The following is a 17,272-nucleotide window of genomic DNA, read 5'->3' as shown; positions in this document are numbered from 1 at the left end:
CTATTTTTGTTTATGGCGGACTATACCCTATTCGGTCAGTTACAAACACCGACCAAAAAAAGGGTTATTAAAAAGCTATCACTTCGAATTAGGCGCTGGCCCCGCGATAGATATCTAAACTAAAGCTACTTGAGCCGAGGCAGCTCAAGGTTAATTGACACGCAGACTGAATATTTAAATCTGTAGTGATAAAGTTTTTAAGACAATTATCGCCAAGCATTTCACCGGCGTTAATGTGCTGCGACAAATAACCGTTGGCCCACTGCGCGTCTAAACCTGCCGGAAGTATCGACAGCGTCCCCTCAGATAAATCTGCAATACCAAATAGCGCCTTCACTGGCGTACTGCAGTCGGAACACTTGATCCCTTTCTCTAGCAAAGTAGCGAGATCTTTTAAATCAGCATTGAAGCACTTAAGGTTACGTAAGTAGTCATGGAACAGTGCTCGTACGAGTAAAGTTGTCGCTGCGCCATGCTGCCCTTCACTATTCGAGTCCACAATGTAGAACGCAAATTGACCATTCATTAGCCACGCATAGTCCACGACAAGTGGCATGACATCAATTGACTGTAATAGGCGATAGCCGCACTTCCAGTCTCCTTGAGAGGTATCTTTATCTGGAAGTAAGGCATGCAACAGATCTTTCGCCGCACTTGGGTTGTCATCTAGGTATTCAAGGTGCCAGTGCAGTTCTTGCTCTTCAGGGACATCACCGCTATCGACTCGAAACCATTGACTTGAAAAGTCACGTTGGTCGCTTAGATGGTTATCTGAATCATCAAGGGTATTTTCAATCGCACAGGCAAGATGTTCATGATTGCCAATCGGTTTAGGCAGAAAATCTTTAATACCAAAACGCAACGCCTTAGCCACGTCGGCGATATCGTCGGTAGCAGAAACGACGATAAGGGGCATGGATGGGTATTCTAAGCTGACTTCTTCAACGAACTCGATTCCGTCTAATATCGGCATTGAGAGATCACAGAGAATAAGATCCGGCTCATGATTACGAAGTTTCTGTAAGCCATCAAGACCATCTTCCGCTTCAACAACTTTGTAACCTTGAGATTCTAAAAAACCTGAAGTAATACGACGAAATATAGGATCGTCGTCCACCAGCATAATCAGTTTTTGGGCCGCAGCGACAGGCATAGCCGCGTTGGTTCCAACTTCTATTGTCTTATGCATAATACCTACGCCTCACACAACTAAGAGTACAACTGTATTATTATTGTTATTCTTGTCGATTGTTTCACACACTCTTTAAAAAGTAGCCTTGAACGGTGATTTATACAAATCTTCCACTTTGAGGCCTTGTTGCATACTATATGTATGGAATATCAACTTTCTATAAACTTGTTGATGTGACTCAAGCTTTGACATTTGATATACATATAAATTAACCAAATTCGTAAAAAAGTGTGTCCGACATAATGAAACTAGATGATCTAAACCTATTTAGGCTTGTCGTTGAAAATGGGAGCTATACAGCAACTTCCCGTAAAACGATGATCCCTGTTGCGACAATTACGCGACGCATTCAGGCATTAGAGGAGTCATTAAACCTCCGTCTTCTAAATCGCCATGCCCGTAAACTTTCTCTTACAGAGGCAGGTGAGCGCTTTTTTAACGAATGTTCTCCGTTATTAAATCGCCTGACGTCTGCGGCCGAAGAGATCACCGATGAGTGCCGTGGAGCCGCGGGCAAAATCCGCATCATTGCCCCATCGAATCTAACCAAGCGAATGATGATGCCAATGTTCAATGGCTTCATGATCCAATACCCAGATATCAATATTGAGCTCACCACTAGTAATCAAGCAGATCAGTTGGATCCGACCGAGTGGGACGTGATCTTCCGCGTCGGTCCTCAGCGCGACTCTAGTCTGATTGCACGTAAAATCAGTGCTGTAGCGGATATTCTCGTTGCTAGCCCAGAGTACCTAAAGAAATACCCGGCGCCTCAGCATGCTGAAGAGTTACATCAGCATTCGCTGTTAAAAGGTGCACCATTACTGAAATGGCAACTGTCTAATCACAGTGGCGAGATTGTGGTAAATAATGACAAAGGACGTTTCCAAGCTGACACATTAAACGTGGTGAGAAGTGCCTGTTCTGATGGTCTTGGTATTACCTTGATGCCAGACGTAATGATCAAAGAGTACATTGACGACGGCAGTTTGGTTCGAGTGCTTGAGAATTGGAGCGCCAACCCGCGCGACATTTACATGCTGTATAACCACAAAGATCATTTGCCTGAGAAGGTGCGATTGTTTATCGACTTTGTCATCGCCTACAACATTCACTAGAAAAAAGAGCTCGGTCAGTGACCGAGCTCTTTTTTATTTGGCTATAAATACTCAACAAATTTGGTTAAGTCACGCTCTGGAACTTTCATTGGCGTACAGTTTGGCGTACCAAGGTATAAGAAGCCGACGATTTGATCTTCTCCCTCTAAGCCAAAGGCTTGATGTACTTCTGGATGGAACATCCATTTACCTGAGCGCCAAAAGCCTTGAAAACCTTGAGCAACCGCAGCCATCTGCATCGCCTGTACGGCGCACCCTGCAGATAGGTGCTGCTCAATGGCTGGCACTTTTTCGTGCTCTGTCACTTTAGCGATAACCGTGATCACCATAGGCGCTCTAAAAGGTGCGTTCTTAACCTTATCGACGACCGATTGCTCGCTTTGTTCCGCTTCAGCCGCTTTCACTAAGATATCTGATAGTTTACTTAACCCTTCACCTTGAGCGATGACAAAACGCCAAGGGGTAAGACCCGCATGATCCGGTGCACGTAGGCCAGCGCGAATAATATTTTCTAGGGCATTACCTTCTGGAGCTGGCTCTGACAACTTTGCAATTGAGCGACGATTGAGCAACAAATCTAGAGCATCCATTTGACTTCCTTTTTAATTTTCTATTTTTCTTCTTGATAATAACTCTCACAAACTAAAAAGGCGAACCTCTTGGCTCGCCTTTTCGTTTCACTATCTCTATGGATAGAATTTCTCGTCAATACCGGCTCTAGTCAGTAGACCGTCGCATGGGGCAAATCGATCGCCGTACTTTTTCGCATGCTCGTTCATAATCTCTACAAGCTGCTTGATACCAATTTGATCCATATAGCGGAATGGACCACCAAGGAATGGCGGGAACCCAATACCGAAGATCGCGCCGATATCACCGTCTCTTGGACTGCGAATAATGCCTTCATCTAGACAGCGTACTGCTTCATTAAGCATTGGCAGCACGCAGCGCATCGCGATATCTTTCTCTGCCAATTTTGACTCAGGGTTAAGGCTAAGAAGCTTATAAACCGATTTATCGACTTCTTTCTTCTTACCTTTGTAAGTGTAGAAACCTTTACCACTCTTACGCCCTTTTCGGCCGTCATTGAGCAGCTTGTCGAACACATCTGGCCCTTGGAAGCGACCGCCTAACTCTGCAACCAGAATCGGCATGATCTTCGCGCCAATATCAACGCCCACTTCATCGAGCAAAGTGATTGGCCCAACAGGGAAACCCAAATTAAGCAGTGCTTTATCTAGTTGCTCAATCGGCTCACCAGACAGCAGCACTTGCGCGGCTTCATTCATGTACGGCGCAAGAATGCGGTTTACATAAAAGCCTGCACAATCTTTAACGACAATCGGCGTCTTACCTTGCTTACGAGCAAACTCAACCACAGTAGAAATTGTTTCGTCTGATGTCGTTTCATGAGGAATGACCTCAACCAGCGGCATTTTCTCTACTGGGCTAAAGTAGTGCAGACCGACAACATTCTCAGGGCGCTGCGCCTTCTCTGCAATTTGATGAATTGGCAAAGATGAAGTATTAGTCGCGAAAATGGTGTTATCTTTCGCGTTCTCTTCAATATCAGCAACCATCTTCTGTTTAAGGTCTAAATCTTCAAATACCGCTTCAATGACAATGTCAGTGTGGTTAAAGCGTGTGAAATCTACCCCACCCGATAGCTGCAGCATCTTACTTTGCAGTTCAGCTTTTGAGATAATTCGGCGTTTTCGCTGCTTTTCGAACAACTTATAGTTGTATTTCAGCGCGTTCAATACACCATCATTCGACACATCTTTAATGCGTGTAGGGACTTTAGCTTTGGCCACGCTCACGTGACTAATTCCTGCGCCCATCAAACCACCACCTAACACAGCGGCATTAGCAATCGCTTTTGGCTCTGCATCACTGCCGTGCTCTTTCTTCATCTCTGTTGTGGCGAAGAAGATTGAACGAAGCGCTTTCGATTCTGATGTCATCACTAGCTCACCAAATCGCTCGGCTTCTTTTTGCTGACCTTGCTCAAAGCCCTTCTCTAGACCAAATCGAATCACTTCAAGGATCGCATCTGCGGCTGGGTAATTACCACGTGTCTTTTCGTTGGTCTTTTTCGCTGCTTGTTCGAAAATGACTTTACGTCCTAAACCTGTGTTCGAGATAAGCTTCTCTTTGGTTGAGGCTTTACGTTTACTCTTTTTCTTACCCGCATTCTTCTCAACAAAGCTCTTTGCGACTTCAAGTAAAATGGTCTCAGGAACCACTGCGTCAGCTACACCCAGTTTTTTCGCTTTCTTAGCACGAAGCTGCTTACCCGTAAGGATCAGGTCAAGCGATGGAAGTAGGCCAATCAAACGTGGTAGACGCTGAGTACCGCCTGAGCCCGGCAGTAAACCAAGCTGCACTTCAGGCAGACCTAAACGCGTCTTATCTGAATCTGTACATACACGATAATCACACGCAAGCGCCAACTCTAAACCACCGCCAAGACACGGACCATGGATAGCCGCAACCACTGGGTAAGGCAGATCAGATAATTGCTGAAACATCTGCTGACCCTTTTCAGCTAAGGCTTGCGCTTCTTTGGCACTGGTACATGCATCTAGCATGCGAACATCAGCACCTGCGATAAAGTTATCGGGCTTAAGAGAGTGAACAATCAAACCTTTAATCGTTGACTGTTTATCTGCCAGTTGAGTGAAGATCGCTTCCATTTCTGCAGCAAACGCTGCCTGTAGCGTGTTCATCTTCTCGCCAGGTACATCGATAGATAGCCAAGCGATATCTTGTTCATCAATAGATAAGTTAAATGCCGTTTGCTCGCTCATTACTCTACCTCCAGTACCATTGCCGCGCCTAAGCCACCTGCTGCACACGCTGTATTGAGTGCAAGACCACCACCTCGACGTTGTAGCTCTCTTAATGTTTGCGTAATCATACGTGCGCCAGTAGCCGCGAATGGGTGACCATAAGCAATAGAACCACCGAGAACATTAAACTTATCCATATCGATCTCACCGATAGCTTTCGCTCGGCCGAGTTTTTCTTGGGCAAACTTATCGCTACCGAACGCCTTCACGTTAGAGAGAGCTTGAGCAGCAAACGCTTCGTGCATATCAATCAAGGTTAAATCTGCTAACGTGATACCTGCGCGATCTAGCGCCATAGGAGTCGCATAAGATGGACCCATCAACATATCGCTTTCGACACCAATAGCAGAGAACGCGTATGAGCGAATGTAGCCCATAATATCAAGCCCGAGTTCTTTCGCTTTGCCTTCACGCATCAACATGATTGCAGCCGCACCATCGGTTAATGGGGTACTGTTTGCCGCGGTCACACTGCCGTACTGTCGGTCGAACGCTGGGCGCAGTTTCGCATAGCCTTCAATCGTCGAATCTTCGCGGATATTGTTATCTTTTGAAATCCACTTCTTATACGGTTCAGGGAAAGCGGTCATCACCTCCCCTTCAATTTTTCCATCGTTCCAAGCTTGCGCAGCTAGGGTATGTGAACGGTGAGCCAGTTCATCCTGCGCTTGGCGAGTAATTCCGTGCGATTTTGCCATCTGCTCTGCAGTTTGGCCCATTGATAGGCCCGTTGAATACTCTGCTACGGCAGGCGGCACTGGCATCAAGTCTTTAAATGACAGAGTCTTAAGAATTTTTAATTTTTGGCTCAGTGTTTTGGTTTTACTGAGCGCAAGTAGATTTGCGGCGAGTTTTTTTGAAACACCAATTGGCAATACAGAAGAAGAGTCCGCACCACCTGCAATACCGGCATCAATGGTTCCCGACATAATACTTTCAGCGACATTCACCGCTGACTGAAAACTGGTCGCACAAGCGCGCGTCACACTGTAGGCATCCGTATGGATGTTCATGCCGGTACCTAACACAATCTCACGTGCGATATTTGGCGCTTCTGGCATTTGTACTACCTGACCAAATACCACTTGTTCAATCAACTTGGGATCGATTTCGGTGCGAGCAAGCATATCGCTCACTACCATTTTGCCTAAATCCACGGCTGGTACTTGGCTAAATTCGGTACTTTGACGTGCAAACGGCGTGCGCAAACCTGCGACAATTGCCACACGTTCTCCTGAGCGAGTTTTCACTTCCTGCTTGCCCATTGTTGCTCCTTAATTAATAGAGGTCTGACCAGAATCATTGTAACGAAAATGTTAATTCAATCAAACGGGCGTTTGAATAAACGTGACTTACACCAGATTCCTTCGACGAAAGGATCAGTAACCCTATGATACTGCTGAGAGTTCATATCACGTCAACTTGGTGTAACTTTTACTATTAGCAGTATTTTATGGAATGACAGGCAAAAAAAAACCACACATAACTGTGTGGTTGGAATGTATAAAGCAATTAACGTAACGCCAATTGAAATAATCAGTTTCCTGATTAGGAGAAAGTAAAGTCAGCCTTCAAAAGGAAGTGTCATCTTGCTCAACTTGTCAGTGTAAACACCGACTAGATGACAGGTGCTACTATAACCGCTAGAGTGAGACAAATTTTGAAATAGATCAATTTTAGGTGGATTTGTTGCTTGCTTAGCTGCTTATAATCACACCAGCTATATAAATTCGCGACCAACTCATACTTTTTCCCAATAAAAAATGAGTCTATACGCATATCAATAACAACAATCAGAATGACCGTTACTCAATAACTTAGCTATCGGATAACGCCAGAACAATAAGAAATCACAGAGCAACGAGGGAGGCTCATGTGTCAATTATTCAATTTTTCGGAAAGAAAAAGTCCAAAGACCCGGTCAACTCGGATATGGACAGACAAAGAAAATATGAAGCGCTTGTAAGGGCCTATCATCGAGACTTGTACCGTTACGCCTATTGGTTGTGTAAGGATCCAACTATTTCTGAGGATTTAGTTCAGGAGACATGCCTACGAGCATGGAAGTCGCTTGATAGCCTCCAAGACGAGAAAGCAGCGAAGTCATGGCTTATCACCATATTAAGACGTGAGAATGCGCGCCGCTTTGAACGCAAACAGTTTGATCTGGTGGATATCGACGATCATGGCAATGATGCTAAAGTATCGGACGACCCTCACCATCAAACCGAGTGGGTTCAAGCGCAAATAATGAAACTCGAAGAAGAGTATCGTGAGCCGTTGTTTTTGCAAGTCGTGGGTGGCTTCAGTGGTGAAGAGATCGGAGAGATCCTTGATTTAAATAAGAACACCGTGATGACACGGCTATTTAGAGCAAGGAACCAACTCAAAGAGATGTTAGATTCAGATAGTTCACAGAGAGGGCAGCAAAATGGATGAATTAGAGTTCCGTCGACGCATAATGTCCGACCCTAAACAGCGCGACAGCGAGATTACTGCAGCCATTAAAAGCAGTGACAAGAACAGTCAGTTTGCCGAAGAGATTTTAGATCTCGATAAGCAAATTGCCCAAGCGATGGCTGTCGATGTACCTGATGATCTCGCGGACCGTATTTTGTTTAACCAAAGCTCCTCTGTTGAAAACAACATCGTCAAGCCAACCTTCGCTCGCCGAGCCATGGCAATGGCGGCATCAGTGGCATTTGTCGCAGGTTTACTTATCGGACAGCTTAATTGGGGTAACCTTGTTGTTTCACCAGCCCAAGCTAGCCTAGCGAGCACCGCAATGAAGCATGTGGTAGAAGAGAAGCCGTTTGTTGAGAATATCGACGAGCAAGTTAAGTCTTCGCAAATCAACGCTAAGATGGTGCCGTTTGAACATGAGTTTTCTCAAGGGTTTCCTTACCATGTCTACTACTTAAATCATTGTGGTTTTGGTAAATCAAACGCCATGCACATGGTTTTCCAAGGTGAAAAAGGCAAAGTCACCTTGTTCTTTACTGGTATTCCAAGTGAGAAAGCTATCGATTTTAACGAAGACGGTATGGCGGGTATTGTTAAACCAATGGATGGTACTAGCCTAATCCTTGTAGGTGAAGAAGGCGAAGATGTAGCGAAAATCGCGAAAAATCTGGCAAATATCATCAAACCCTTAAATTAACAAAATCGCAACATTTTGTGACACAGCTCATGGCTTAGATATCTCGTCTAAGCCATTTTTTTAGCTAAAAACTAGAGTGTTAACTCTAAAAAGATGCTTTTTCCAGCACAATCCTGCCAGATACACGTCATTTCCTTAATTTTATCACCCAAATTAGCAATGGTCGGATTTCTATATCTTATACTTGGGTCTAGTATCAGCCACCACTGAGCTTTTGCTCAAATAATATCGCCCAGAAGAGGCGAAGAGAAAAGGAAAAAGCAAAAATGAACAACACGCGTCTGTTTAAAAAATCACTATTAGCAGTGACTATCGCAACCGCAACTATCGCTTCGCAGCCAGCTCTCTCTGCCGGCTTCCAGCTTAACTCACAATCTGCAACTGGCCTTGGTCGTGCTTTTGCAGGTGACGCTGTTATTGCAGATAACGCATCTGTTATGGCTCGTAATGCAGCAGCAATGACTCTTTTTGACTCTAACCAGTTTTCTGGTGGTGTTAACTACATCGGAACTGATATCGAAGTAAAAGATCCTGTCGTTGGTGGCTCAGTACCAATTGATGGTGCAAACAATACCAGTGATTCATTTGTGCCAAACATCTACTACATCCACCGCATCAACGATAAGTTTGCTGTAGGTGCTGGTATCTACTCTAACTTTGGTACGAACAACAACTTTGACGATAACTTTGGTTCTTTTGATTCTCAAACTCCGCTTGGTCGAGTGCACACAGGTGCATCAGCATTTGGTGGTACGACAGAAATCGAAAGCATCAACTATACGTTAAACGCAGCTTACCGAATTAACGAGCAGTGGAGCATCGGTGGTGGTCTAGATATCGTTCAAGGTAGCGGTAAGCTAATTAGAACTGTTAAAGCAACAGATACTAACCCAAGCTCGCCAACATTTGGTCAAACAAGCAGCACTGATGTACTTAATATCGACGCTGATGGCATAGGCTTTGGCTTTAACTTAGGCACTGTGTTCGAGCTTGATGAAAATAACCGCTTTGGTTTAGCTTACCACTATCAACCTGAAATCGAGGCAGAAGGTAGCTTCTCAGGTACTACAGGCCAATTCGTGGACAAGCTATACTTATCTCTTCCGGATATGGTTGAGTTCTCTGGTTTCCACAAAATCGAAAATACTAAATTCGCAGTTCACTACTCTCTACAATGGATTGAGTGGAGTACATTCGACACACTAGATGGTAATACTGCTGCAGGTCGTACTCAGCTTAGCGAGTACAAATGGCAAGATGGATGGCACGCTGCAATTGGTGGTACATACTATCTAAATGATAACTGGACTCTACGTGCTGGTTACATGTATGACACAGCAGCTCAAGATTCAATCACGTCGATTTCTGTTCCTGACTCAGATCGTCAGTGGTTCTCATTCGGTACGGGCTACTCATTCGATAAACACCATACTGTAGACTTCGGTTTCACTTACCTGCTAGGTCAAGATGTTGCAGTAAATGAAGGCTCAGGTACGCTAACGGCAACTACACATGCCGATGCTATCCTAGCTGGCCTTCAGTACAGCTACAGCTTCTAAGCTTACACTTTGATTCCAAGGGCCAGTTTTTACTGGCCCTTTTTATTGCCCATAAGTTACTCATTCCACTCTACTTCCCCCTATAGTCACTCCTATTTAAGCGTACAACTGTATACGTAAAACGTTTCAATGCACTACAGGTGTTCGCTGAAACCAAGAAACAAATCATTAACAAGCCACATTAATCACTAAAATGTAGGGCGTTTCAGAAATTTAGCTCTAAAGACGCCGAATACACTGTTTTTTATTTTTAAAGTAATGACTCTAAACTTATTATCCCCCGACTGATAACTCTTAATCTCAGCGAACATTACAATGAAAACTAATAAGACTCTCCTTTCACTAGCAGTGGCATGTGGACTAGTGACAACATCAGCAACAGTAAACGCAGCTGGCTTCCAATTAGCAGAATACTCTGCGACAGGTCTAGGCCGTGCATACGCTGGTGAAGCAGCGATGGCTGACAACGCAGGCGCACAATGGCGCAACCCTGCAATGCTGACTTACCTAGAAGGCACTCAGATTTCAGTAGGCGCTATCTACGTAGATCCTAATGTTGATGTTAATGGTACTAGCAGCTACGGTCCTGCCGAGTTCTCAGCTAACTCAAAAGACTTCGCACACGATGCAGTTATCCCTAACTTCTACGTTTCACATAAGTACAACGACAAGTTCGCGCTAGGCTTTGCACTTGGCACTAACTACGGTATGGAAACATCACTGGGTAAAGAGTTCGCAGGTGCAAACCACGGTAACGAAGCAAGTGTTTACTCTGTAGAAGCAAACCTAAATGCTGCGTACCAACTAACTGAAGCAGTAAGTATTGGTGGTGGCGTTCGTTACATTGACGCAGAAGGTAGCTTTGGTGCAGTTGCTTCACCTCAAAGTGCAGTTCTTCCGGCAGGAACAACTCTAAAATACATGGAAGGTGACGATACGGCTTGGGCATGGCAAGCAGGTACTGCATGGCAAATCAATGAGTCAAACCGCGTAGGTTTCACATATAAATCTGAAGTAGACCTAACTTTAGAAGGCCACGCTAACGGTTTCGGTTTTAACCAAATCAACCCACAAGCTAAGAAGGCTGGCTCTATGAACCTAGCTCTGCCTGCAACAGCAGAACTAGCGACGTACCACCAACTAAATGACAAGCTTGCTGTTCATACGAGCATCAACTGGACTGATTGGAGCAGCTTCGAAAAATTAGTTGCTGACTTCCCAGGCGAAGACTCTAGCCTTATCAAAGAAGAAAACTGGGAAGACAATATGCGCTACGCGATTGGCGCTACTTACCAAGTTGACTCTAAGCTAACGCTACGTACAGGCCTAGCATACGATGAGTCAGCAGTGAGCGAAGAGCACCGTACAGCAACAATCCCAGAAACTGACCGTACATGGTTTAGCGTAGGCGCAGGATACCAGTGGTCAGAGCAACTTAACTTTGATGCTGGCTTTACCTACATCTTGGCTAAAGACGCAAAAATGCACGAGTCTGACGCTGCTGCTGATTTAGCTGGCGGTAGCTTCGAAGGCGAAGTAACTGGTAGCATTTGGCTAATCGGTCTACAAGCGAACTACACGTTCTAAGACCTATTTAGCAACACTAAAAACACAAAAGGCTTGGTTCACACCAAGCCTTTTTTCTGTCTATAGCAGTAAGAACTTAAAAGTCTTCTAGATATTCATCTAGGTAGGCTTCTTCTTCTGCATCGTAGTCTTCCGTTTCAATCTCAGCCTTAAAGTCTTGGCGTTGAATGTAAACGTCACGAACTAGTGCATAAGGATCTGGTGAGTCATCTAGCAACGACTGCTGCTTAGCTAACACTGCACGGCTTTCTAGCCCTTCAAGCGCCCATTTGCCTAAACCTGCCCAGAAATTAAGATAAGAGAGCGGAACGTACATGCCATCAACGATGTCAGCCGTTTCTCTTACTGTCCAAGGACCATAAGCCGGAACCATCACATACGGTCCATTCCCTACTCCATAATGACCTATCGCGTCGCTAAACGCTTTTTCATTATGGTCAGTGATACCTGCTTCAGAGGCCACATCGATTAAACCACCTAAGCCGAGAGTGGTGTTAATCCAAAAACGATTGAAGTGATCAAGCGCTTTACCGCCGTTGCCCATCACTAAGTTGTTTATCATGCTCGATGGTTCATCGAGGTTACCGAGAAAGTTGGCAATACCACTACGAATCGGCACAGGGACATAATCCACATACGCCAAAGAAACGGGTTTAACTAAATATGGGTCTAAATAATCGTAGTTAATTGTCCACATCGAGCGGTTAAAGCTCTCAAAAGGGTCATAGACTTGCGGCTCTCCTGCCAATGGCTCTTCACTAGGCGCTGACGCACACCCAGTCACTAGAAGAGCAGAGCAAAGCAACATCCCTAACTGCGGCTTTATCTTTGTCATTATTATAATTTCCATAAAAAAGGCCGGTGTTTCCACCGGCCTTCGTCGATATATAAACAGTCACTATTAATACTGATTATTAATCATAACTTCAACTGGTTCGCCCATTTTAACGGCTTCGCTCTCACCAAACCAGTCCCCATCTTTGGTTGCAACATTACCGTCGCTATCAATGCGAACACGAACCATCAATGACTCAAGTGAAGAAAGCTTGCGATCTTGGAGCATACTATTGCCATCATCCAGCACAACCGTTCTTGGGAACGTGCCTAATGGGTAGCGTGCTGCCGCAACTGGCATAGGTGAACCATCTGCCGTATGTACCGATACAATCAGTGACGCATTTGGATCTGCGCTCACTTGGTCACCAACATTAATGGTTACCGATACCGACTGACCAGTACCTACTTGTTGTCCCATCTGCTTCTGAGCATTTTCAATGCTGCGAGACAGCATTTCATAGCGAGTATCTTGAGGGCCAATCATCTGCTGCATAATGCTCCAGTAACGCACTGCTGCTGGGTAGTCTTTACGCTCATAAGCATCAAATGCAAGTAGTGAGAAAACGCGTAGATCAACGTAGTCGTCTTGAACCAGTTTGCCTAACAAGCGGCGAGCCTTATCTTGATCAACATCGTCTTGCGATAGCATTAGCGCTTGAGCGTATCCCAACATAATGTCTGGGTTATCTGACTCAATGTCGTAGGCTTTTTTCATCGCACCAATTGCAGTGTCGATAGTACGGTTAGCAAGAGCGATACGACCTAGCAGTAGCCAGCCAGTTGAATCGTCAGGTTGGTAGTGTAGACGTGTTCGAAGTGCCAATGACAGGTCGCTCATTTCGTCTTCGCTCAATTCCGCTCCTTCAGGAGACATCAGCTTTTTCGACAGCGCAGGAAGGTTATCACTGACTTCTTGCCACTGCTGAACGTCATCTGATGCACCAAATTTGAAGTAAAGACCGTAAGAAAGACCAATTACCAGTAATGCCGATGGAATGATGACGGCAAGCGCTGAAGTATTGCTCTCGTCATGCTTCTTCTCATCAGCAGGAATGTCATCAAGCAGCGATTGCTTTAGGTCATCGATTAAGTCTTGTTGGTTTTCAACCAAACCTTCATCGGCTTCCTCTTCAAGCTCAGATAGACGATCTTTGTAGAACGCTTTATTGAGTTCGTCGCGCAGTTGCTCGTCGTTGTTTGATTTCTTCTTAATAAACGGTAATGCAATAAGCAAAATACTAATTGCGATAAGAATGACTGAGGCTATCCAAAATAGTGTCATTACTGCTTGTCTCCATCATTCTTTTCTTCATCAAGAAGTGCTTTAAGGCGCGCTTCTTTGTCAGAATCCCACTCTTGATCATCTTTCTCTGTCACTGCCTTTGGTTTACGACTGCGAACAATGATCAAACCGAAACCAAGTAATACAACCGCGATTGGACCGAGCCAAAGAATTGAAGTTGCAATGGTAAACGGCGGGTTGTAAGTCACGAAGTTACCGTAACGAGCAATCATGTAATCAACGATTTCTTGCTTAGACTTACCTTCTTTCGTCATTTCATACACTTTATGACGCAAGTCGACCGCTAACTCAGCGTTCGAATCAGCAATCGTGTTGTTCTGACATTTTGGACAGCGAAGTGTGTTACCTAACTCTTTGAACTGATGCTCTTGCTCTAGGTTATCAAACTCATAGATTTCAATCGTTGCGTAAGCTGTCATTGAGAAAGTCAAACACGCGACGAGTGCGAGGATCCACTTTTTCATTGTTTCGCCTCCGCAATCAGCTCTTCATACATAGGCTTGAGCTTTTCGTTCCAGTTACGCGTATTCACGTCACCAACGTGGCGGTAACGAATTACGCCATTCGCATCGATAAGGAAGGTTTCTGGCGCGCCATACACTCCTAAATCTAGGCCTAGCATACCGTTGCCATCAAACAAGCTGATTAGGTAAGGGTTACCTAAATCATTCAGCCAGCCCACCGCTTTTTCGCGATCGTCTTTGTAGTTCATACCTATGATCTTAACGCCTTGCGAAGCTAATTCATTTAGGTACTGGTGCTCAGCATAACAAGTCGGACACCAAGTCGCCCAAACATTCAGTAGCAATGGTTCGCCTTTGAAGATCGCTTGGTCATATAGCTTGCCCGGCTCTGCTAAGTCTTCAAGACGGAACTGAGGAACTTCTTTACCCACCAGAACAGATTCGAGTTTGGTTGGATCATCACCATGTTGGTTTTTCACTAGCTGGGTGGCAAATACTGCCACCAAGCCTAAGAATGCCACTAGGGGAATAAACAATAGTTTCTTATTCATTATGCCTCCTGCTTCTTGGTGTTCTTTCTGAAGCGGTAACGTTTATCGCTGATAGCGATTGCACCACCTAGAGCCATCAATAGCGAACCAGCCCAAATCCAACGTACAAATGGTTTGTAGTAAATACGTACTGCCCATGACTTATTGTCATCTAGACGTTCACCCATTGCGATGTATAGGTCGCGGGTAATACCGCGATCAATCGCAGCTTCTGTCATCATAGAACGCGCTGTGGTGTAGAAACGTTTTTCAGCATGTAGCGTATTTACGTATTTACCATCGTTCGTGATCTTGAAGTCAGCAATGTAACCGTCGTAGTTCGGACCATCTTTATCGCGTAGGCCTTCGAAGTAGAAATCATAGCCTTGAATCTGGAAGTGCTCACCTGGCGCCAAACGAACGTCGCGCTCGATGCTGTAGTTTTGCACCATCGCAATACCGATAACGCTGACAGCTAAACCAATATGGCCCATCATCATCGCCCAGTGGCTACGCTGAAGCTTTTTCACGCCTTCCATAAATGGGTGACGGTGAGTCGCGCGTTGGTAGAGCTCAAAACCGTGCATGAAGATAATCCACAGTGCCATTACCCAACCGACGTAAGCCATGGTTAAGAAGAAGTCTGACAACAATGTAGTAAACACAAATGCAAGAACCAGTGATGCTACACCAGAAATCAGCATTGGTTTTTTCAAGCTTGATAGGTCATCGCGCTTCCAACGGATCAGAGGACCGATACCCAAAAGGAATGAGAATGGAATCATCAACCAAGCAAACAACATGTCGAAGAATGGCGCACCAATCGATACAGAGCCTAGGCCGATTTGTTTGTGTACTAGTGGCAGCAATGTACCTACAAGAACCACAACCAGTGCAGCAATCAGTAGAACGTTGTTAGCCAATAGTGCGTTTTCACGAGAGACCAGATCAAAGTTACCGCGAACACGTACTGAGGCACCTTTTACGGCGAACAGCAGTAGTGAACCACCGATAACAAATACCAAGAAGCCTAGAATAAACATACCTCGTGACGGATCCGATGCGAACGCATGCACGGATACCAAGATACCTGAACGGACTAGGAAAGTACCAAGTAGACTTAATGAGAATGCAGAGATCGCCAGTAATACCGTCCACGCTTTAAACGTACCGCGTTTTTCCGTTACGGCAAGTGAGTGCATTAGCGCTGTACCAGCAAGCCAAGGCATAAATGATGCGTTTTCTACTGGATCCCAGAACCACCAGCCACCCCAGCCAAGTTCGTAGTATGCCCACCATGAACCTAGAGCGATACCTAGCGTTAGGAACAACCATGCTGCTGTCGTCCAAGGACGAGACCAACGAGCCCATGCGGTATCAAGGCGACCTGTCATCAATGATGCGATAGCAAAAGAGAAAGCAACAGAGAAACCAACGTAACCCATGTAAAGCATAGGTGGGTGGATAATTAAGCCAGGGTCTTGCAGTAGTGGGTTAAGGTCACGACCATCAACCGGGAAGTAAGGCAGCGTACGCAGGAATGGGTTAGACGTTAAGATGATAAACAGTAGGAAGCCTACCGTGATCATACCCATTACCGCGAGCACACGTGCAACAGATTCTTGCGGCATACCACGGCTAAACATCGCAACGGCAACCGTCCACGCTGCTTGGATTAATACCCAAAGCAATAGCGAACCTTCGTGCGCACCCCAAACCGCTGTTAAGCGATAGTACCAAGGCAACTGACTGTTCGAGTTACTGGCGACATAGTTTAGGGTGAAGTCGTTGGTATAAAATGCCCAAAGCAGAATACAAAACGACAATAGTAGCAGAAGGAACATACCCCAAGACAAAGGTCTGGCGCTGTTCATCAAGAGGGTATTGTTTTTCGATGCACCAACCAGTGGCAAGATACTGAGCAGTACCGCGAGCGCCAGTGAGATGATCAGTGCAAAGTGACCGATTTCAGCAATCATTGATCGCTTCCTTGTTTTTGTTGTTCAGTGTATTGAAGCGGTTCATGCGTTTTTTTCATCGCTTCAGCAACTTCTGGTGGCATGTACTCTTCGTCGTGCTTAGCAAGTACTTCGAATGCCTCAACCGTTGTTTCATCTAGCAGCACGCCTTGAGCAACAATACCCTGCCCTTCACGGAATAGGTCCGGAAGAATACCATCATAAACGATCGTTACTTTAGGGCCGACATCATGAAGGTCAAATGAAACACGTAGAGACTCAACGTCACGTTTAACAGAACCTTCAACGACCATACCACCAATACGTAGGCGCTGACCTACGTGGGGTTTAGTACCATCCGGTTTGCCATTCACCAATTCCGTTGGCGTGTAGAACAAATCCATATTCTGATTCAGGGCGTACAACATCAAACCGATGGTTGCACTGATCCCGATAAAGATCGCCAGAACAATGCCGAGCCTCTTTTTACGTCTTGGGTTCATAATGTGTTCTCCAAATTTTTCGCTGCATCAATACGTGCTTGTCTATCCACTTTCGCCTGCACTTCATCAAGAAGAGTGCGACCATGTCGAACGCTAGTGATAAGCAACACAAGCATCACGCCAAAAGTAATACCAAAAGCAGCCCAGACGTAACCTGCATAGCCACCCATTGCAAAGAATTCACTCAAAGATTCAAAATGCATCGTTAA

General features: G+C 45.2%; 16 protein-coding genes. 5 read left to right on the top strand and 11 right to left on the bottom strand.

Annotated features, from left to right (window positions below):
- Positions 1–88: 88 nt before the first annotated feature.
- Complete coding sequence (locus ACHUFZ_RS11025; RefSeq protein ID WP_394127204.1) at positions 89–1,189, bottom strand: response regulator; 1,101 nt, start codon at positions 1,187–1,189, stop codon at positions 89–91.
- Between the two features lie 245 nt (positions 1,190–1,434).
- On the opposite strand from ACHUFZ_RS11025, the gene ACHUFZ_RS11020 reads away from it, so the two are divergent.
- Positions 1,435–2,310, top strand: a complete 876-nt coding sequence (locus ACHUFZ_RS11020) for a LysR family transcriptional regulator (RefSeq protein ID WP_134835842.1) — start codon at positions 1,435–1,437, stop codon at positions 2,308–2,310.
- Positions 2,311–2,351: 41 nt separating this feature from the next.
- Here ACHUFZ_RS11020 and ACHUFZ_RS11015 read toward each other — a convergent pair whose 3' ends face one another.
- From ACHUFZ_RS11015 to fadI, 3 genes are all read right to left on the bottom strand, one after another.
- The gene (locus ACHUFZ_RS11015; RefSeq protein WP_394127203.1) at positions 2,352–2,900 is read right to left on the bottom strand and encodes an NAD(P)H nitroreductase; all 549 of its coding nucleotides are present in this window, start codon (positions 2,898–2,900) and stop codon (positions 2,352–2,354) included.
- Between the two features lie 96 nt (positions 2,901–2,996).
- Positions 2,997–5,120 carry a fatty acid oxidation complex subunit alpha FadJ gene (fadJ, locus tag ACHUFZ_RS11010; RefSeq protein ID WP_394127202.1) on the bottom strand — a complete coding sequence of 708 codons (2,124 nt, stop codon included), beginning with the start codon at positions 5,118–5,120 and terminating at the stop codon, positions 2,997–2,999.
- Positions 5,120–6,427: an acetyl-CoA C-acyltransferase FadI gene (gene fadI / locus ACHUFZ_RS11005; RefSeq protein WP_394127201.1), complete on the bottom strand. Its 1,308-nt coding sequence runs from the start codon at positions 6,425–6,427 to the stop codon at positions 5,120–5,122. The genes fadJ and fadI overlap by 1 nt, the downstream gene beginning before the upstream one ends.
- A 667-nt stretch (positions 6,428–7,094) precedes the next feature.
- Between fadI and ACHUFZ_RS11000 the strand changes: the two genes are divergently transcribed.
- From ACHUFZ_RS11000 to ACHUFZ_RS10985, 4 genes are all read left to right on the top strand, one after another.
- Positions 7,095–7,601, top strand: a complete 507-nt coding sequence (locus ACHUFZ_RS11000) for a sigma-70 family RNA polymerase sigma factor (protein ID WP_370447464.1) — start codon at positions 7,095–7,097, stop codon at positions 7,599–7,601.
- Positions 7,594–8,322 carry a DUF3379 domain-containing protein gene (locus ACHUFZ_RS10995; protein WP_134835846.1) on the top strand — a complete coding sequence of 243 codons (729 nt, stop codon included), beginning with the start codon at positions 7,594–7,596 and terminating at the stop codon, positions 8,320–8,322. Before ACHUFZ_RS11000 ends, ACHUFZ_RS10995 begins: the two co-directional genes overlap by 8 nt.
- Before the next feature lie 266 nt (positions 8,323–8,588).
- Positions 8,589–9,881, top strand: a complete 1,293-nt coding sequence (locus tag ACHUFZ_RS10990; protein ID WP_394127200.1) for an outer membrane protein transport protein — start codon at positions 8,589–8,591, stop codon at positions 9,879–9,881.
- 315 nt (positions 9,882–10,196) lie between these two features.
- Positions 10,197–11,468: an outer membrane protein transport protein gene (locus tag ACHUFZ_RS10985; RefSeq protein ID WP_394127199.1), complete on the top strand. Its 1,272-nt coding sequence runs from the start codon at positions 10,197–10,199 to the stop codon at positions 11,466–11,468.
- A gap of 76 nt (positions 11,469–11,544) precedes the next feature.
- On the opposite strand, the gene ACHUFZ_RS10980 is transcribed toward ACHUFZ_RS10985, so the two are convergent.
- The 7 genes from ACHUFZ_RS10980 to ccmD all read right to left on the bottom strand — a co-directional run bounded on the left by ACHUFZ_RS10980 (position 11,545) and on the right by ccmD (position 17,266).
- Positions 11,545–12,303 carry an MlaA family lipoprotein gene (locus tag ACHUFZ_RS10980; protein WP_394127198.1) on the bottom strand — a complete coding sequence of 253 codons (759 nt, stop codon included), beginning with the start codon at positions 12,301–12,303 and terminating at the stop codon, positions 11,545–11,547.
- A 66-nt stretch (positions 12,304–12,369) separates the two neighbouring features.
- Positions 12,370–13,587, bottom strand: a complete 1,218-nt coding sequence (gene ccmI, locus ACHUFZ_RS10975; protein WP_394127197.1) for a c-type cytochrome biogenesis protein CcmI — start codon at positions 13,585–13,587, stop codon at positions 12,370–12,372.
- Positions 13,587–14,072 carry a cytochrome c-type biogenesis protein gene (locus ACHUFZ_RS10970; protein WP_134835851.1) on the bottom strand — a complete coding sequence of 162 codons (486 nt, stop codon included), beginning with the start codon at positions 14,070–14,072 and terminating at the stop codon, positions 13,587–13,589. Before ACHUFZ_RS10970 ends, ccmI begins: the two co-directional genes overlap by 1 nt.
- Positions 14,069–14,623 carry a DsbE family thiol:disulfide interchange protein gene (locus ACHUFZ_RS10965; protein WP_394127196.1) on the bottom strand — a complete coding sequence of 185 codons (555 nt, stop codon included), beginning with the start codon at positions 14,621–14,623 and terminating at the stop codon, positions 14,069–14,071. Before ACHUFZ_RS10965 ends, ACHUFZ_RS10970 begins: the two co-directional genes overlap by 4 nt.
- Entirely contained in the window at positions 14,623–16,581 is a 1,959-nt protein-coding gene (locus ACHUFZ_RS10960) for a heme lyase CcmF/NrfE family subunit (protein WP_394127195.1), read from the bottom strand. Before ACHUFZ_RS10960 ends, ACHUFZ_RS10965 begins: the two co-directional genes overlap by 1 nt.
- A complete protein-coding gene (ccmE, locus tag ACHUFZ_RS10955; protein ID WP_004413320.1) occupies positions 16,578–17,063 on the bottom strand; it encodes a cytochrome c maturation protein CcmE in 486 nt (161 codons plus the stop codon). Before ccmE ends, ACHUFZ_RS10960 begins: the two co-directional genes overlap by 4 nt.
- Positions 17,060–17,266 carry a heme exporter protein CcmD gene (ccmD, locus tag ACHUFZ_RS10950; protein WP_394127194.1) on the bottom strand — a complete coding sequence of 69 codons (207 nt, stop codon included), beginning with the start codon at positions 17,264–17,266 and terminating at the stop codon, positions 17,060–17,062. The genes ccmE and ccmD overlap by 4 nt, the downstream gene beginning before the upstream one ends.
- Between the last annotated feature and the right edge of the window lie 6 nt (positions 17,267–17,272).

The sequence above is a fragment of the Vibrio hepatarius genome (assembly GCF_043642085.1).
In the GTDB taxonomy this organism is placed as follows: domain Bacteria; phylum Pseudomonadota; class Gammaproteobacteria; order Enterobacterales; family Vibrionaceae; genus Vibrio; species Vibrio hepatarius_C.
The sequence above is the reverse complement of the archived record's forward strand: the minus strand, read 5'-3'. Positions and strand labels throughout refer to the sequence as shown.

What these genes read in the sequence shown, in the direction of transcription:
- ACHUFZ_RS11025 (WP_394127204.1), bottom strand. Translation starts at nt 1,189, where the DNA reads ATGCATAAGACAATAGAAGTTGGAACCAACGCGGCTATGCCTGTCGCT.
- ACHUFZ_RS11020 (WP_134835842.1), top strand. Translation starts at nt 1,435, where the DNA reads ATGAAACTAGATGATCTAAACCTATTTAGGCTTGTCGTTGAAAATGGG.
- ACHUFZ_RS11015 (WP_394127203.1), bottom strand. Translation starts at nt 2,900, where the DNA reads ATGGATGCTCTAGATTTGTTGCTCAATCGTCGCTCAATTGCAAAGTTG.
- fadJ (WP_394127202.1), bottom strand. Translation starts at nt 5,120, where the DNA reads ATGAGCGAGCAAACGGCATTTAACTTATCTATTGATGAACAAGATATC.
- fadI (WP_394127201.1), bottom strand. Translation starts at nt 6,427, where the DNA reads ATGGGCAAGCAGGAAGTGAAAACTCGCTCAGGAGAACGTGTGGCAATT.
- ACHUFZ_RS11000 (WP_370447464.1), top strand. Translation starts at nt 7,095, where the DNA reads ATGGACAGACAAAGAAAATATGAAGCGCTTGTAAGGGCCTATCATCGA.
- ACHUFZ_RS10995 (WP_134835846.1), top strand. Translation starts at nt 7,594, where the DNA reads ATGGATGAATTAGAGTTCCGTCGACGCATAATGTCCGACCCTAAACAG.
- ACHUFZ_RS10990 (WP_394127200.1), top strand. Translation starts at nt 8,589, where the DNA reads ATGAACAACACGCGTCTGTTTAAAAAATCACTATTAGCAGTGACTATC.
- ACHUFZ_RS10985 (WP_394127199.1), top strand. Translation starts at nt 10,197, where the DNA reads ATGAAAACTAATAAGACTCTCCTTTCACTAGCAGTGGCATGTGGACTA.
- ACHUFZ_RS10980 (WP_394127198.1), bottom strand. Translation starts at nt 12,303, where the DNA reads ATGACAAAGATAAAGCCGCAGTTAGGGATGTTGCTTTGCTCTGCTCTT.
- ccmI (WP_394127197.1), bottom strand. Translation starts at nt 13,587, where the DNA reads ATGACACTATTTTGGATAGCCTCAGTCATTCTTATCGCAATTAGTATT.
- ACHUFZ_RS10970 (WP_134835851.1), bottom strand. Translation starts at nt 14,072, where the DNA reads ATGAAAAAGTGGATCCTCGCACTCGTCGCGTGTTTGACTTTCTCAATG.
- ACHUFZ_RS10965 (WP_394127196.1), bottom strand. Translation starts at nt 14,623, where the DNA reads ATGAATAAGAAACTATTGTTTATTCCCCTAGTGGCATTCTTAGGCTTG.
- ACHUFZ_RS10960 (WP_394127195.1), bottom strand. Translation starts at nt 16,581, where the DNA reads ATGATTGCTGAAATCGGTCACTTTGCACTGATCATCTCACTGGCGCTC.
- ccmE (WP_004413320.1), bottom strand. Translation starts at nt 17,063, where the DNA reads ATGAACCCAAGACGTAAAAAGAGGCTCGGCATTGTTCTGGCGATCTTT.
- ccmD (WP_394127194.1), bottom strand. Translation starts at nt 17,266, where the DNA reads ATGCATTTTGAATCTTTGAGTGAATTCTTTGCAATGGGTGGCTATGCA.